The organism is Marivita sp., assembly GCF_965656765.1.
Lineage (GTDB): Bacteria > Pseudomonadota > Alphaproteobacteria > Rhodobacterales > Rhodobacteraceae > Marivita.
This window is the reverse complement of record NZ_CBFHLV010000003.1, coordinates 52,341-68,547: the sequence shown is the minus strand read 5'-3', so window position 1 is coordinate 68,547 and position 16,207 is coordinate 52,341. Positions and strand designations below refer to the sequence as shown.

Sequence of the window (16,207 nt, the reverse complement as noted above, 5' to 3'; positions counted from 1 at the left end):
GCTAGGCGCGGCCTCCTTCTGACGACAAAGCCAATGGTGAAATACCCATGCTTGCCAATGCCGCTTCCCATTTCGACGTGTCTTCCGTGTCGAACACCAGATCGCTATTCGCATCACACAAGAGCCAGCCATTGGCCGCGATCTCACCCTCAAGTTGGCCCGGACCCCAACCGGCATAGCCCAGCACAATCAGACTTTTCGTTGGGCCAGAACCATTGGCAATCGATTCCAATACGTCCAACGTCGCGGTCATCGCAAATCCATCATCAACGTGCAGCGTGGTCATGTCGGATTCATAGTCGGGCGAGTGCAGCACGAAACCACGTCCCAATTCCACCGGTCCGCCAAAATGCACATTGATTCCAGAAAGATTGCCGGTGTTTTCGATAGGCAGTTGGTCGATCAAAGTCGCAAAAGTCATATCCATGGATGGCTTGTTGACGATCAACCCCATCGCGCCGTCGGCTGAGTGTGCGCACAAATAGATCAGGCTGTGTTCGAAGCGAGGATCGGGCATCCCCGGCATCGCAATCAACAGCTGTCCGGTCAGGTCGGTCATGGGTTCAGTTTCAGTCACAGGTTGAACATGGACAGCGTCGCCTGGGGTTGCAAGGGCACAGCACACGGCGGATCGCCGGTTTGTGACTTTTCATCGCGGCAGAAAACCGCTATCTGCTATGGGATGATGTACATGCGCCCAAGTCTTTCCGCCATCGCCGTGGCCCTATCGCTTCTCGGGCCGACGATTGTATCGGCCAGTGACACGACCGGTTTGTCCAAGGTCGAACTACGCCCCGGTTGGCGGATGGACGATGGTACACATATGGCAGCCCTTCATATCGTGTTGGAACCCGGCTGGAAAACCTATTGGCGCGCACCCGGAGACGTGGGCATTCCCCCACAATTCGACTGGAGTGGATCCGAAAACATTCACGCGGTCTCAACGAATTGGCCAACGCCTCAGGTCTTCTTTGAACAAGGCATGCGGTCTGTTGGATATAAGTCAGAGGTTGTGATCCCACTGCACATGACCGCAAATACTGCGAGCGCGGACATGCAATTGACCGGCGACATGCAAATCGGCATCTGCAAAGATATCTGTATTCCGGCGCACCTGTCCTTTACTGCAACCTTGCCGCCAACACCGACGCGGCCAGACCCGATGATTGCAGCCGCGCTCACGGATCGGCCATACACCGCAAGCGAAGCAGGCGTTCGCAACACGACATGTCGTATAGAGCCTAGCACAGACGGTGGTTTGGTCCTGCACGCCGAAATTGAGATGCCCACAGCCAACAGCACGGAATACGTGGTGGTCGAAGCAGGCAATCCACATGTCTGGGTGGCCGAACCGGATAGCCGACGCGACGATGGCATGCTTCATGCGACAACGCGGCTTGTGCATGTCGAGGGCGGCAGCTTTGCCCTTGATCGATCAGACCTTCGGTTCACCATCATCAGTGACGCGCGCGCGGTCGATATTCAGGGTTGCACGCCCTGATATCATGCCGGGCGGCGCGCCCGTGACACGGCCATGACAAACGCGGTGAACACATAAAGCAGCAGACAGATCGCGCCCGCCCCGCTGACAAACAAACCAAGCGACATGGCCAAGGTGGCCTGACCACCAAACGGTGTCCCGATCAGCAGCGCAGTCAGGCTCTGTGGCAATACGCCGGTGAAGGCGAATGCACCCATGGTGGCTGCCAACCACGCCAAAATCAGTCCCGACGCCACGATTAGTGCAGCCCGCACACCCGTTTGGCGGAAACGCAAACCACGTCGTGCGGTTTGGGTCAAACGGCCAATATCATTCTGGATCGCGATGAGGGACGGGACAATCAGCAGAACAAGGAACATCCCAAAGCCAAGGCCGTAGACCAGTGTGATCACTGTTGGCTTGAGAAACTGTGCCTGACTGGATTGTTCATAAAGCAGCGGCACAAGCCCCAGTACAGTGGTAGCTGTGGTCAGGAATACGGGCCGCAAACGGTCTGCGGCACCGTCAATGATCGAAGGGAACAGCCCGCGATCCTGTGCTTTCTCATCAATCGTCGTCACTAGAACGATCGAGTCGTTGATGATGATGCCCGTCATGCCCAGAAGGCCGACGACGGTAAACATACTTAGCGGAACGTCCCATACAGCATGGCCATAAATGGTGCCGACCAAGCCAAACGGTATGACAGACATAACGACAAAAGGCCGTGTCCAACTGGCAAAGACCCACGACAACACAAGGTAGATCGCCAACAGCGACAGAATCAGACCGGTGCGCGCGTCGTTCAGAAATTCGCCTTCCTGTTCGCTAAGGCCGGACAAGCGGTACTCGACCTGCCGTTCGCTTGCGATGGTTGGAAGGATTTCGGTCTCAAGCGCCAGCATAATATCATTTGCCCGCGCAGGATCGTCTTCGGAGATGTCGCCAGTGACAGAAATCAGGCGAATGCCGTTTTCGCGGCGCACCGTGGAAAATCCGGTCCGGCGTTCGACGCTCACGATATCGGCAAGCTGGACATAGGCACCCTGAGGTGTGCGCATCTGAGTCCGTTCCAGAAAATCGGCGGTCAGTTCATCCGATGGCAATTCCACACGGATTTGCGCACTGCGCGGTCCATCTGGATAGGTGGCCGCTTCGATCCCGCCGAGACGCGCGCGCAAGACGCTGCCAAGCCCGTCGATGGTAAAGCCCAAAGCCTGCCCTTGTGGGGTCAGTTCAAGAATCAATTCTTCCTTGTCATAGGCCAGATTGTCCTCAACCGCTGACACTTCGGGATATTGCAGCATCGCCGTTTTCAAGTCTTCAGACGCGGCTTTCAGTGTTTCGGCAGTTGCACCGTAGAATTGTACATCCAGCGCGTCGCTGGCAGGGCCACTGCCCCAACTGCGGAAGCTGATCGTTTCGACCAAGGGATGGCGTGGCACGCTGTCTTGCAATTCGCTGACAAATGCCCGGCTGGAGAACGGTCGCAGGTCAGCGTCAATCAGTTCGATGGAAATTCCACCCAGCTGATCAGCGTCTTTGGTATCGGCCCCGGCAATGCCACGGCCTGCGTTCCCGCCAACTTCTGCGATCACATAATCGATAGGGTTTACACCATGGCGTTGCTCGTAGGACTTCGCGACATCCTCGACCGACTTCTGGAAAATGCGCATCATCTCGAACGTGTCGTCGCGGGTGGCGCCGGGCGCCATCGCGAAATTACCTGTCACCGAACTTTGTTCAGGTGAGTTAAAGAACCGCCACTGAACGTCACCACGGATGAACAAAGCGGCCTGCGATGCAAGGAGCACGACTGCCCCGGCAAGAACTGCGTAGCGCGCCTGGATGACCAGAGCCATGAAGGGGCGGAACAGGGTTTCGCGCACCCAGCGGAACCCACGATTCACCACACGGGACGGGACGTCGTACCAATGTTCCTTGGCACTATGGGCGATTGCATGGGCCATGTGGTTTGGCAGGATCAAAAAACACTCGACCAGTGATGCGGCCAAAACAGCGATCACGGTAAACGGGATATCGGCAATCAGATCGCCAAATCGACCGCCGATTGCAACAAGACCGAAGAATGCGATGATCGTGGTCAACGTGGCTGCAAATACAGGCAGCGCCATCCGTTGCGCCGCACGCTCTGCTGCCTCGACTGGGGTGAGGCCGGTGCGCGACAGGTGATCTGCGTGTTCACCCACGACAATGGCGTCATCCACGACGATACCAAGCGTGATGATCAGCGCGAAGAGCGAGATCATGTTGATCGTGATCCCAGCCGCGTACATCAGAGCAATCGCCGCCATCATCGCTGCCGGAATACCCGCTGCCACCCAAAACGCCGTGCGGGCATTCAGGAACAAGAAGAGCAACATCACAACTAAGGCGAGGCCGGTCAGACCATTGTCGAGCAGGATATCCAGACGTCCGGAAATTGCCTCTGCCCGGGTGCGGATAAGGTCAACTGTGACGCCGTCCGGCAAGGACGCTTCAAATTCGGACGCAACCTCTTCGACCGTGCGTTGGATTGCGATGGCATCGCCCTGATCGCTCCGATCAACACGGATTGAGATTGCAGGGTTTTCGCCTACGAAATAACTGCGTTCGCGGTCGATCCCCTCGATAAAGATCGTCGCGACGTCACCAACGTTCAGGCTTGATCCATCGGCATTTGACCGAAGAACGATATCCGATATCTGTTCCGCGCTGCGCTTTTCGACGCCCGTTCGAACGCGGGTGTTGGCGTTGCCAACGTCACCAGCCGGGTCAGCATCAACTTCTTGGGCAATAGCATCCGAAATTTCACGCATGGAAATATCGAAGGCAATGAGATTGGCTGACGGCACCTCAATCACGGTGCGCGGCGCAGACAGGCCCCGGATCGTGGTCCGGGTAACGCCTTTGGCAAACAGCCGCGTTGTCAATTCATCTGCAAAGCGCGCCAACTGATCGACACCGACGGGGCCGGTGATCACCAGATCGGTCACCCGGTCCCGCCAACCGCCGCGCCGGATCACCGGATCTTCAGCATCAGCAGGTAATGTGTTGACCGCATCGACAGCTGTTTTGACGTCATCCGCAGCGCGGGACATGTCCCAACCCGGCTCGAACTCCAACCGAATGGTGGCCCGCCCTTCGCGCGAGGACGCTTCAGAGCTTTCGACGCCTTCAACCGATAGTACCGCGGGTTCCAGCACTTGCACAATGCCGCGGTCCACGTCTTCGGCACCCGCGCCGTCCCACACCACAGACACGTCGACATCGTCTACCACCACGTCCGGGAAAAACTGTGCCCGCATGTTCGGGATCGAAAAGGCACCTGCCGCAAGCAGCAGAATAAGCAGAAGGTTCGCCACCGTCCGGTGCCGCACGAAATAGCTTAGGACGCCCCCCGCCTTGCCAGAAAGTGCACGCACCATGGCTTAGCCCCCCATCCGGGATTCAATCCGCTCAACCACCTGCGCAGGGACCGTTCCTTGCGAAAGCTGTTGCAGGATACGTTGGCGTGCCTCTTCGGGCATACGAGTATTGGCCTCTACAAATGCCGTTAGACGCGCGCGACGTTCCTCGGTCAGTTCGACCATTGCGGGTTTTTCAGGTTCGGCCTCACCTGCTTCACGCAAGGGTCGTACCTTGATCCCTGCCCCGAGCAGAGGCGTCCTTTCGGCAACAACTTCGCAGTCTTGCAAACCGCGTGCGCGCACCAGAACGTCATCGCCCTGCCGCCGCAGCAAATTGACAGGGATCACGTCAAGCCTGTCCTCCCCTGCAAGGACCAGAACCTCGTTTGCGGCATTCAGCGCTGATGCAGGCAAGCGTGCGACTTGTTCCAAGGGCGGCTCATCAATCCGCACGGTCACAAAGTCGCCCGGCCGGAACCCAGGTGCGCTGTTCAGCGTGGCAAACAAAAGACGCCCTGTCTGACCATCACCGACCGCCGCGCCAGCACGGCTGAGTGTCCCGGTCGCCGTCAGGTTGGTGCCAAATACGTCCAAAACCACGGTCACGTCCGAGTTTGAGAGATCGCCATCTTCATCCAGCAAACGCGCGAATTGTTGGGTCGAGACCCGGAACGCCACTTCAAGCGCGTCCGCATCAATCAGACGGGCAAGCTGTTCATTCGAGGAAACAAGCCGCCCCTGAACGACCGACACATCCGCCAGAGTGCCAGAGAAATCAGCGGTGATGATCGTATCATCCACCCGGCGCTGCGCCTCTGCTTCGGCGATAATAGCGCGCGATAGGCGGGTCGTCGCCTGATCAATCCGCGCTTCTGCCTGCGCAACTGCTTGACGGCGGGACAAGACTGCTTGGCGCGCCTGTGCAGCCGCCAGTTCCGCAACTTCAACCGCCGCCGCAGTACCAACACCCCGTTCCTGCAAGTCACGCTGTCGTTGGAAAGCCCGTTCGCGCAAAGCGGCCTGTTCCTCTGCTGCTACCAATTCGTCTTGCGCCAGCACGATCGCGCGCTCTGCTTCGCGCTGTTCGGCTTCGGCATCCTGAATATCGCTTTGAACCCGCTGCAAAACAGCATCCGCATCGGTTGGATCAATCCGCACCAGCACCTGCCCTTCAATGACGGTGCCACCTTCGACGAATTCCGGCGCAATTTCGAGCACGCGCCCGCCAGCCGCTGCGCGGAGTTCAAGCGTACGGACGCTTTCAATCTGGCCAAAGGCAGTCAGAACGGGTGTGACGGTTTCAAACTCAGCCGTAACGACATTCACAGCAAACACGCGTTCGCGTTGCGGAAAACTGCGCGGTTCTTGCGCCATGCGGTCTTGAACCGCATCACGCACCTGCACCCCGGCATATGCCAAAAGGCCAAGCGTTAGCGAAAGCAAAAAAAGCCCTGTCAGGCTACGGCGTAAAAACCGCATGTACGACAATCCTCATGACCAGTTCATGGTAACAGATAGCCAGAACTGAATGTTTTCCAATAACACATCTCTTCGTTACACGAAGATAAATGCTATTTCCGGCGCAGATGTTCGTCCAATCGCGGTAAAATCTCGACAAAGTTACAAGGGCGGTGCCGATAATCGAGCTGAAGGCTCAGTATTTCATCCCACGCATCCTTGCACGCCCCCGGGCTCCCCGGCAGTGCAAAAAGGTACGTACCGTTGCGAACACCGCCCGTAGCACGGCTTTGTATGGCGCTTGTGCCGATCTTCTGGAATGAAACCATCGTAAAGACAGTCCCAAACGCGTCGATCTCTTTCTCATACACATCGCGATGCGCCTCAACGGTGACATCACGGCCTGTCAAACCTGTGCCACCAGTGGATATCACCACGTCGATGTCGGGTTGGTCGCACCATGCCCGCAATTGGTCCGCGATCTGATCACGTTCATCTTGGATGATTTTGCGATCTGCCACGATATGTCCGGCGCCTTCGATGCGGCCCACAAGCGTATCACCAGAGCGGTCTTGCTCCATCGACCGCGTGTCGCTGACCGTCAGCACGGCTATGCGGATGGAAAGGAACTCTTTGCTGTCGTCGATGCGGCTCATAGATCAGACTTTCTTGGTCAATCGCGCGTGCAGGTCGAGCAGATCGGCCCACGCTTCGCGTTTGGCGGCAGGATTACGCAACAGGTAGGCGGGGTGGAACATCGGGATCACAGGCAGGCCTTCGGCTTCGGCCCAGTGCCCGCGCAGGCGGGTGATACCGCGTTTACCAAGTAAAGCCTGGCACGAGATGTTGCCCATGACGACCAAAACCTCGGGCTTGGCCAAGGCGATATGGCGCTTCAGGAACGGCAGCATCATTGCCATCTCATCGGGTTTCGGGTCGCGATTCTGAGGCGGCCGCCACGGAAGCACATTGGTGATGTACACCGACTGCGCAGCCTCTCGGTCACGCCCCAGATCAATCGCCGAAAGCATCCGGTCCAGCAATTGCCCGGCTCGACCAACAAAGGGTTTGCCGATCCGGTCTTCATCACGCCCCGGCGCTTCGCCAATGATCATTACACGCGCACCCGCAACGCCATCACAGAACACCAGATTGCGTGCACCCTTGCGTAGTTCGCAATGCGGATAGTCAGCCATAGCCGCCTGCAAGCCGGTCAAATCTTGCGCAGACCGAGCGACGGACTCGGCCTCGGCCACCGGATCAAACTCAGCGACCGGCAGAACCGGAACGGCAGGTGCTTGGACGCCCGGTGCGACACCTGCTTTGGGCGGTGGCGCGACCTGTTCAAAGCGATTTATCGGCGTTTCCGAGATCGCCTCGGTCACGCCCATTTCAACCTGCCACTCAAGTGCAGCGCGTGCTGCATGCCAATCCATTTGCGAATCCATAATCGCAATCTAGCCTGACCAGCAAGCCGACAAAAGCGGCGTTGCGGCATCCCGATGTGGTTCGGATCAAATCGGCGGGAATTGTCCTGAATACCGCTTCCAATTTGGCAAGACTGGCTGTGGCGCAGAATAAGGTTGCACATGCGATGGTGCTGCAACGCCCTTACCCGTCATCGCCGGGGCATGCCGCGCCGGGCCCGCGCCAGCCACGCAGCCTTGTTCAATCATAGCCTTGGAGATCGCATCGTAATGGCCACGCGCACTGGCAAGCTGCGCGGATTGGTCAACACTGACCGGCAAAGCAAAAATCGCAGGCCAGAAGATCAGAGCACTGGTCGTGAAGAAAACAGTGTCGGACTGAGCTGCTTTCCGCTGCTCGGCGGTGACGTGCCTTACATAGCCAGCCAGCGTGGTACGTTCATTATAGAGTTCTTGGCAGCTTGCTCCGCGATAAACGACGCTGGGGATGTAGGTTGCAGGCACCCGCTGCGCCTGTTCTGCACACGCAGAAAGAAAGAGGCCAGCCCCAAGCAAGAGGCCAGTGAAGGTATTGGTAATATTCATGTTTTCCCCACAGATGGTGTATCGACACTTATTCAAGAAAAATATGGCAGTCAACCATATGGAGAGTAGAAATTAATTTAGAACCCTATATCTTGGGCGCAATATACATCGCACTTGCCTTGCCGCCTTGCCAGAGGGCTCCTATAAGCAGGCTGGCTGGGTTCTAAGGTTCATATATGATCTTCACACAACGACACCTGCTTGGGATCGAACCCCTTCGCCCCGACGAAATCACGGCGTTGCTTGACCTGTCGGACCAATACGCCGACCGCAATCGCAAGCGGATACCCAGCACAGACATTCTTGCCGGGATGACGCAGATCAACATGTTCTTCGAAAACTCTACCCGCACGCAGGCCAGTTTTGAACTGGCGGGCAAGCGTTTGGGGGCCGATGTGATGAACATGGCGATGCAGGCGTCCTCGGTGAAAAAGGGCGAAACTCTGGTGGACACCGCGCTGACGTTGAATGCGATGCACCCAGATCTTCTGGTGGTTCGACATCCACACTCAGGCGCGGTCGACCTGCTGTCGCAAAAGGTGAATTGCGCAGTCCTGAACGCAGGCGACGGCAAACACGAGCATCCCACACAAGCGCTTTTGGATGCGCTAACCATTCGCCGCGCGAAAGGGCGGCTGCACCGTTTATCCATTGCGATTTGCGGCGACATCTCACACAGCCGTGTCGCCCGGTCGAATATCCTGCTTTTGGGAAAGATGGAAAACCGTGTGCGGCTTGTCGGGCCGCCCACGTTGATGCCATCGGGAATTGAGGAATTTGGCGTCGAAGTTTTCGAAGACATGCGCGAGGGCCTCAAAGACGTCGATGTCGTGATGATGCTACGGCTTCAAAAAGAACGCATGGATGGCGGGTTCATCCCATCTGAACGTGAATACTATCACCGCTATGGCCTGGACGCCGAAAAGCTGAGCCACGCCAAAGAAGATGCAATCATCATGCATCCCGGCCCGATGAACCGGGGAGTTGAGATTGACGGCACTCTGGCCGACGACATCAACCGATCGGTGATTCAGGAACAGGTGGAGATGGGTGTTGCCGTTCGCATGGCGGCGATGGACCTTTTGGCCAGATCGTTACGCGAAAGGCGGGCAGCGCAGAGCGAAGGCGTGATGGTGTGAGTACGACAATGCAAATCAAGAGCAGCGAACGCGGCGTGATCCGGGTGTTTCACATTGACCTGCCCAGAGAAGCCATTGAACGCTTCACGACACAAGCTGGAACGGGTGAATGGCCTGTGCAATACGCGCTTGGTGCAAAGTCCCTGCGCAACGCCTTTGTCGAAGTGATAGATATCCGCGATCTTGGGGATATGTCGCTTTCTCAGTACCTGATCAACGCGCACGATGTCAGCGGCGCTGATTTTCAGGCGATGCGCCCGCGTCTGGATGCTCTTACCGGCTTTGCCCTAGTGCTTCCCTCGCAAGCCTTTGATCAGGCCGAACAGGAACTGAGTATTGCAACGCCATTGCGTTGGATCGGCACGTTCAATGAACCCAAGCCCGCGGCAGGTGGCGCGCCCATCCGCGCTAAGTCTGCCAAAGGAAACATAAGCAGCACTCCCAATAGCCCTGCCTCGCAATCCAACAACACGCTCTGGATCGTAATCGCGCTGTTCTTTCTCATCGCGGTTGCGGTCATCCTTGCCAAATTCATGCTCAACTGACGTATCGTCGAAAGCACTTATGATCGAATTCAAACCTGACATGGCCACCTACATTCGCGCCCACGCGGTCATGACGGCCATCGCAATGGCGGCTGGGATGCTGATCCTGTGGGTGCTGGACAACCCCCATATTTGGACCGGCGCAGTGGGCGGCTTTGCCGCCGTCGCCCTGCGCGGCTGGTACATGGCGGACGAGGTTATGGAAGAAGTTTGGACCCTGTCTGGCACAAGTCTGAAAGGCCCTTACGAACGCAAGGCGCAGCTTGACGAGATCGTAAAGGTGCGGACGATTGCAGGGTCGGTCCAGATCATCACCAAATCCGGGAATAAGCACCTGATCAAATACCAGCCGGACACAAAAGCTGTGATTGATCAGATCAACACAGAGCGGCAGAAACGGGCCGCATGACATGACAACTCTGATCACAAACGCACGGCTGATCGACCCTGAGGCAGGCACAGTCGAGATTGGTGCAGTACTGATCCGTAAAGGCGTGATTGCCGAAGTGTTTGACACCCCGACACCTGAAATCAGCACCGATAGTGTTCCAATGGACAGCCGCATTGATGCTGGCGGCAAATGCCTTGCACCGGGGATTGTCGATATCGGGGTCAAGATCTGCGAACCCGGCGAACGCCATAAAGAAAGCTACGGGTCCGCTGGACAGGCGGCGGCGGCAGGTGGCGTGACCACGATTGTCACACGCCCCGACACAATGCCCGCCATCGACACTCCTGAAACGCTTGAGTTCGTCCGTCGCCGCGCGAACGAAGCGGCACCCGTTCACGTTTTGCCAATGGCCGCGCTCACCAAGGGGCGAGATGGGCGTGAAATGACCGAGATCGGGTTCTTAATGGATGCCGGGGCCGTGGCCTTTACCGATTGCGACCGCGTTGTGCGCGACACTAAAGTTCTCAGCCGAGCGATGACCTATGCCCGCGCCTTGGGTGCGCTGGTGGTTGGGCACCCGCAGGAACCCACGTTGTCCGCTGGAGCGGCGACAACATCTGGCAAGTTCGCCTCTTTGCGCGGCCTGCCCAGCGTCACTCCAATGGCCGAACGCATGGGGCTGGATCGCGATATCGCTTTGGTCGAAATGACCGGCGTACGCTATCACGCCGACCAAATCACCACGTCCCGCGCCTTGCCCGCACTGGAGAGAGCCAAGCGCAACGGGTTCGATGTGACCGCAGGCGTATCGATGCATCACCTGACGCTCAATGAATATGATGTCGCCGACTACCGCACTTTCTTTAAGGTGAAGCCGCCACTGCGTGCCGAGGATGACCGGCATACAGTTGTCGAAGCGGTCAAATCCGGACTGATCGACGTGATCGGCTCTTTCCACACGCCACAGGACGAAGAAAGCAAACGCTTGCCTTTCGAGGAGGCGGCCAGCGGGGCGGTTGGTTTGGAAACCATGCTGCCCGTTCTGATGCGCCTGTACCATTCCGGCGATCTTGACCTGCCTACCCTGTTCCGCGCACTGTCGTTGAACCCATCCAAACGCCTTGGCCTCGACTGCGGTCGCCTGACCAAAGGCGCTCCTGCTGATCTGGTGTTGTTCGATCCGGACAAACCCATCGTGCTTGACCGGTTCAAGCTCAAGTCAAAGTCGAAAAACACGCCCTTTGATGGTGCACGACTTCAGGGTAAAGTCCTTGAAACCTTTGTCAGCGGAACCTCGGTCTACCGGAGCACATAATGCCATTGCTTGAATCGAGCCTTGCTGTGTTCGCCCTTTGGTCTGTGATCGGATACCTTTTGGGGTCAATCCCATTCGGGATGATCCTGACTAAAGCCATGGGCCTTGGAAACCTGCGGGAAATCGGGTCCGGCAATATTGGCGCAACCAATGTGCTGCGAACTGGAAACAAAGGCGCAGCCGCAGCAACTTTGCTGTTGGACGGAGCCAAGGGGGCTGTTGCGGTTTTACTGGCGCGCGAATTCGCCGGAGAAAGCGCCGCTCAGTTCGCAGCACTCGCAGCATTTCTGGGCCACTGTTATCCAGTTTGGCTGGGCTTCAAAGGCGGCAAAGGCGTTGCAACCTTTCTAGGCCTGATGCTTGCTCTGGCATGGCCCGTGGGCGTTCTGGCCTGCGCCGTATGGCTCGCCACCGCTTTGATCAGCCGTATCTCAAGTTTGTCTGCACTGGTGGCTGCCGCTTGGTCGCCACTGATCAGTATACTGGTCGGACAAGGACAAATTTTCTTCCTGACGCTGATCCTTACCGGCCTGATCCTGTGGCGACATCGGGCGAACCTTGCCCGCCTGAAAGCGGGTACAGAGCCCCGGATCGGTGGCAGCAAAACCTGATCACACCTGTCGGCATCTCTCCTCTTGGAAATGATTGCCTTTGTGCAACCTTCGGTGTACCAGCCTAATCAGGTGTCGGACACCTGCCGCCTGCTGACGCAAGTCATGGTGAAGTCCGGAGATTAACAACTTTCTCACCCTCGAAGCATTTCGCAGGTGGGTAACGCAGGCTCCCTCCAGTTTCGAAATGCGTCTTTGGAGACGTGAGCAATGTTAAAACATCCTTATATCCACCGATACAAAATGCGCTTTTCCGCCTCATCAAGGCTGTACGCGGGAACCGCGTCACCAACCAACCGGGGGCAAGCATGACACAGGTGTCAGTGGAATCAGTCAAAACTCAGGCCAAAGCGCTCCGACAGGCGATGCAGACCAATGGAACCGCTGTCACCCATGCTCAAGCGCTTGAACTGATCGCAAGACAACATGGCGCGCACGATTGGAACACTCTGCGCGCGCGGCTATCACACCGCATTGCCGCCCCCGAACTTGCACTGGAGGATCGCGTGTCTGGTCACTACTTGGGGCAGCCGTTCGATGGCTGTATCATCGCATTGTCCGGGCCAGCACATCTTCGTCAGATCGAGATCAAACTCGATAAACCAGTCGACACCGTGAAGTTCGACAGCTTTTCGAATTGGCGTCATCGTATCCGCGGCACGCTTGGTGAAGACGGCAGAAGCCATCGCAAAACATCAAACGGCTTGCCGCAGCTAATCGTCATCAAATCGGCACCATAACCATGGGAAGGATTGGACCGGGGACATAGCCCGGTCCAATCATTTTGTTAACGCTTCAGTTACTCTGCCGCATCCCGTTTCGGCAAAACCCAATTCGCCCGGGGGAAGTGACAGGTATATCCGTTCGGGAACCGTTCAAGGTAGTCCTGATGCTCGGGTTCGGCTTCCCAAAAATCACCGACCGGCTCTACTTCGGTCACGACCTTGCCCGGCCAAATCCCTGACGCGTTCACATCGGCAATCGTATCCAATGCGCAATCCTTCTGCGCGTCGTCTACAAAGTAGATCGCTGACCGATAGCTCATTCCGCGATCATTTCCCTGACGGTTTGGCGTAGTTGGGTCGTGGATCTGAAAGAAAAACTCGAGCAACTGCCGATAGGAAATTACAGCCGGATCAAAGACAATCTCGATCCCTTCGGCATGGGTACCATGATTGCGATAGGTCGCATTCGGCACATCGCCGCCAGTATAACCAACCCGGGTCGATTCAACGCCTGGCAGTTTGCGGATCAGATCCTGCATGCCCCAGAAACACCCCCCAGCCAAAACAGCACGTTCACTCATGCCACATCCTCCACTTGATTTAGATACGCGCCATAGCCCTCGTCTTCCATATCGTCGCGATGGATGAATCGCAGGCTGGCGGAATTGATGCAATATCTCAGCCCACCCCGGTCTTGCGGACCGTCAGGGAACACGTGCCCCAAATGACTATCTCCATGGGTCGAACGAACCTCGGTACGGATCATCCCATGTGTCATATCGCGCAGTTCGTTGATATGCGCGGGCTCGATCGGTTTGGTAAAACTAGGCCAGCCACAACCAGATTCGTACTTGTCCGCGCTCGCGAACAACGGCTCACCGCTAACGACATCCACATAGATGCCCGGCTCTTTGTTATCGAGATAGGTACCAGTGCCCGGCCGTTCCGTCCCGCTTTCCTGCGTGACATAGAATTGCTCGGGCGACAGCGTCGCAATCACATCGGGGTTCTTTTCGTATTTCGCCATCCGGCCACCTCCATTCGACATCTTGATCATATAGATGGCGCGCTCGCGGCCAAGTCCAACCCTTGTTACAGGACTGTCGCCACGTCGTGAGCGGCAATGCTTGGTCGTCCCGTGGCCTCGACCACGATCCGCGCCTCAACAAAAATCTCGCGCGCCTCGATCTTGGCACGTTTGACCTCGCGCCAGACCTGCACGTGAACCGATGCTGCACCTGCCGCTTCGGCTTCATTAGTCGCAGCAGCGGTTAACGCAGCTTCCAGCGACGCCATGGCACTATCCGCATCGCCAAAATCCAGCGGCGCGTCAGGCAAGTGCGCACGATAGAGGCCCTCGGACGGGCTGCTTACAAGACCTTCGCGTAGCATCCGAATGCGGCCTGTGACCGCGCCAATGGCATTTGCGACATCCCCGTGCTTGGGCAGCAGCATCTCTGCGTTCAAATAGTCGCCAACTGCCGGATAGGTCGTCTGGGCTGACGCGCCCAATCCAACCACCGGTACGCCAAGACCAGCGGTCAGCCGGACCAGGCCGGGCACCTGTCGCAAGCCTCTGTGCAACAATGGATGTCGGGCGAGCGCCGCCGGGTCTTCCATCCCGTCTTCGGCAAAGGCCGCCTCAAGCAAGGCGGTCCCCGTGGCCTGCGTCAATGCTTCAACGATCTGCCCCGCCATCGAATGAGCATCCGGTGCATGTCGTTCACCAGATCCGGACCGGTTGCGCGCAAGCAAAGCCAAAGCTTTTTCAGACACCTCTGCATTCCAATGGGTGAAGCGCCCCAACACATGCAATGCATCCGTTGGCGTTGGCCCTGCGACTTGCACCAAACCGCGCGACACCAAGAGCCGCAAAGACTGCGCCTCTAATCGACTGGTCAGTACAGACCCAAGCGGTTGTGGCTCAGCCGTGATCCGTGCAAGCACTTGCTCCGCGCGGCTCGGTAAACCGACGGCATCATGACCTTCGACACGGCACACAAACTGCGCATCATATTCCCCCGGCACTGCACGATTGAGTTGCTCGTCCAGTGCACGGTGCACCATCTCGGGTGCGTCCTTCGCGACCAAAGCCACAGGCAGAACGCGTCGCGGCCCAAGGGTCACGCCACCGCTTAACCCTTCTGTGGTCAGGTGAACCTCACTGTCTCCACCCAACCCATGAGTGCGCATCGCGACAGCTTCGACCATGGTGCGGTGTGGACCGACCCGCGCACCATCCGGGTCGATCACCGGCTGCCCATGGCGTAGCACCGCGATGTCGGTTGTCGTCCCGCCAATATCCGACACCAATGCATGGTCTGCACCGGTCAGCCACCTTGCGCCAACGATCGAGGCCGCAGGGCCGCTGAGGATGGTCTCGATCGGTCGCTCTTGCGCCTGTATCGATGACATCAGCGCACCATCGCCGCGCACGACCATAAGCGGCGCATCAATGCCAAGTTCCCGCAACGCACCCTCGGCCCGGCCAATCAACCTGTGCGTCAAACCAACCAATCGCGCATTCAGTACAGCGGTCAGGGCGCGTTTCGGCCCGCCTAGCCTGGCCGACAGTTCATGTGAACATGTCACAGGCAGACCGGTTGCCTCCCTGACAGCCTCGCGTGCGGCCAGTTCATGCGCCGGATTCCGCGTTCCGAACTGCGCCGCGATGGCGAAGGCCGACACATCCTGAGCGGCGGCCCATGCGGTTATCTTTGCGACATCCAAAGGTGCAACCTCGGCCCCGCCATGAGAATGGCCGCCTGCGATGACCAGAACAGGGTCACCGCCCAACGCGTCGGCCAACCCCTGCGCAGCCAAATCACGCTCGGAAAACCCGATATAGATAAGCGCCACCCGGGCACCCTGGCCCTCGACAAGTGCATTGGTGGCCAGCGTGGTCGATAGAGACGCGAGCGCGATATCACTCGGGGTGATATCCGATACCGCCAGCACAGCCTTGACCGCTTCGCGCACACCAATGGCCAGATCATGCCGTGTCGTCAGCGCCTTGGCACTGGCGATTACAGCCTCTTCATCGCGCATCAGCACCGCATCGGTATAAGTACCGCCGGTGTCCACACCCAAAAGAATTGCCATAAAGCCGCTCCCCGAACCT

The 16,207-nt window shown here is 57.7% G+C and carries 16 protein-coding genes; 7 read left to right on the top strand and 9 right to left on the bottom strand.

Annotated features, from left to right (window positions below; translation table 11 throughout):
* Position 1: 1 nt before the first annotated feature.
* Complete coding sequence (locus ACTG4M_RS02000) at positions 2–577, bottom strand: YqgE/AlgH family protein (RefSeq protein ID WP_439121956.1); 576 nt, start codon at positions 575–577, stop codon at positions 2–4.
* A gap of 114 nt (positions 578–691) precedes the next feature.
* On the opposite strand from ACTG4M_RS02000, the gene ACTG4M_RS01995 reads away from it, so the two are divergent.
* A complete protein-coding gene (locus ACTG4M_RS01995; RefSeq protein WP_439121955.1) occupies positions 692–1,501 on the top strand; it encodes a protein-disulfide reductase DsbD domain-containing protein in 810 nt (269 codons plus the stop codon).
* Between the two features lie 2 nt (positions 1,502–1,503).
* On the opposite strand, the gene ACTG4M_RS01990 is transcribed toward ACTG4M_RS01995, so the two are convergent.
* The 5 genes from ACTG4M_RS01990 to ACTG4M_RS01970 form a co-directional block, all read right to left on the bottom strand.
* Complete coding sequence (locus tag ACTG4M_RS01990; protein ID WP_439121954.1) at positions 1,504–4,908, bottom strand: efflux RND transporter permease subunit; 3,405 nt, start codon at positions 4,906–4,908, stop codon at positions 1,504–1,506.
* 3 nt (positions 4,909–4,911) lie between these two features.
* Complete coding sequence (locus ACTG4M_RS01985) at positions 4,912–6,369, bottom strand: efflux RND transporter periplasmic adaptor subunit (RefSeq protein ID WP_439121953.1); 1,458 nt, start codon at positions 6,367–6,369, stop codon at positions 4,912–4,914.
* 92 nt (positions 6,370–6,461) lie between these two features.
* Positions 6,462–7,004, bottom strand: coding sequence for a molybdenum cofactor biosynthesis protein B (gene moaB, locus ACTG4M_RS01980; RefSeq protein WP_439121952.1), 543 nt, complete (start codon positions 7,002–7,004; stop codon positions 6,462–6,464).
* A 3-nt stretch (positions 7,005–7,007) separates the two neighbouring features.
* A complete protein-coding gene (locus tag ACTG4M_RS01975; protein WP_439121951.1) occupies positions 7,008–7,796 on the bottom strand; it encodes a uracil-DNA glycosylase in 789 nt (262 codons plus the stop codon).
* A gap of 66 nt (positions 7,797–7,862) precedes the next feature.
* Positions 7,863–8,360, bottom strand: a complete 498-nt coding sequence (locus ACTG4M_RS01970; protein WP_439121950.1) for a hypothetical protein — start codon at positions 8,358–8,360, stop codon at positions 7,863–7,865.
* 176 nt (positions 8,361–8,536) lie between these two features.
* Here ACTG4M_RS01970 and ACTG4M_RS01965 point away from each other — a divergent pair, with 176 nt between their 5' ends.
* The 6 genes from ACTG4M_RS01965 (at position 8,537) to ACTG4M_RS01940 (ending at position 13,101) form a co-directional block, all read left to right on the top strand.
* Positions 8,537–9,499, top strand: a complete 963-nt coding sequence (locus ACTG4M_RS01965) for an aspartate carbamoyltransferase catalytic subunit (protein ID WP_439121949.1) — start codon at positions 8,537–8,539, stop codon at positions 9,497–9,499.
* Positions 9,496–10,044 carry an aspartate carbamoyltransferase catalytic subunit gene (locus tag ACTG4M_RS01960; RefSeq protein WP_439121948.1) on the top strand — a complete coding sequence of 183 codons (549 nt, stop codon included), beginning with the start codon at positions 9,496–9,498 and terminating at the stop codon, positions 10,042–10,044. Before ACTG4M_RS01965 ends, ACTG4M_RS01960 begins: the two co-directional genes overlap by 4 nt.
* 19 nt (positions 10,045–10,063) lie before the next feature.
* The gene (locus tag ACTG4M_RS01955) at positions 10,064–10,453 is read left to right on the top strand and encodes a hypothetical protein (RefSeq protein WP_439121947.1); all 390 of its coding nucleotides are present in this window, start codon (positions 10,064–10,066) and stop codon (positions 10,451–10,453) included.
* A 1-nt stretch (position 10,454) separates the two neighbouring features.
* Positions 10,455–11,750, top strand: coding sequence for a dihydroorotase (gene pyrC, locus ACTG4M_RS01950; RefSeq protein ID WP_439121946.1), 1,296 nt, complete (start codon positions 10,455–10,457; stop codon positions 11,748–11,750).
* Positions 11,750–12,361 (top strand): glycerol-3-phosphate 1-O-acyltransferase PlsY, encoded by a 612-nt coding sequence (gene plsY / locus ACTG4M_RS01945; RefSeq protein ID WP_439121945.1) that lies wholly within the window; start codon positions 11,750–11,752, stop codon positions 12,359–12,361. The genes pyrC and plsY overlap by 1 nt, the downstream gene beginning before the upstream one ends.
* Positions 12,362–12,669: 308 nt before the next feature.
* Positions 12,670–13,101: a glyoxalase superfamily protein gene (locus tag ACTG4M_RS01940; protein WP_439121944.1), complete on the top strand. Its 432-nt coding sequence runs from the start codon at positions 12,670–12,672 to the stop codon at positions 13,099–13,101.
* 59 nt (positions 13,102–13,160) lie between these two features.
* Here the strand turns inward: ACTG4M_RS01940 and msrA are convergent, their stop codons facing one another.
* From msrA to ACTG4M_RS01925, 3 genes are all read right to left on the bottom strand, one after another.
* The gene (gene msrA, locus ACTG4M_RS01935; RefSeq protein ID WP_439121943.1) at positions 13,161–13,667 is read right to left on the bottom strand and encodes a peptide-methionine (S)-S-oxide reductase MsrA; all 507 of its coding nucleotides are present in this window, start codon (positions 13,665–13,667) and stop codon (positions 13,161–13,163) included.
* Positions 13,664–14,113, bottom strand: a complete 450-nt coding sequence (gene msrB / locus ACTG4M_RS01930; protein WP_439121942.1) for a peptide-methionine (R)-S-oxide reductase MsrB — start codon at positions 14,111–14,113, stop codon at positions 13,664–13,666. Before msrB ends, msrA begins: the two co-directional genes overlap by 4 nt.
* A 65-nt stretch (positions 14,114–14,178) precedes the next feature.
* Positions 14,179–16,188 (bottom strand): hydantoinase/oxoprolinase N-terminal domain-containing protein, encoded by a 2,010-nt coding sequence (locus ACTG4M_RS01925; RefSeq protein ID WP_439121941.1) that lies wholly within the window; start codon positions 16,186–16,188, stop codon positions 14,179–14,181.
* Positions 16,189–16,207 lie beyond the last annotated feature (19 nt).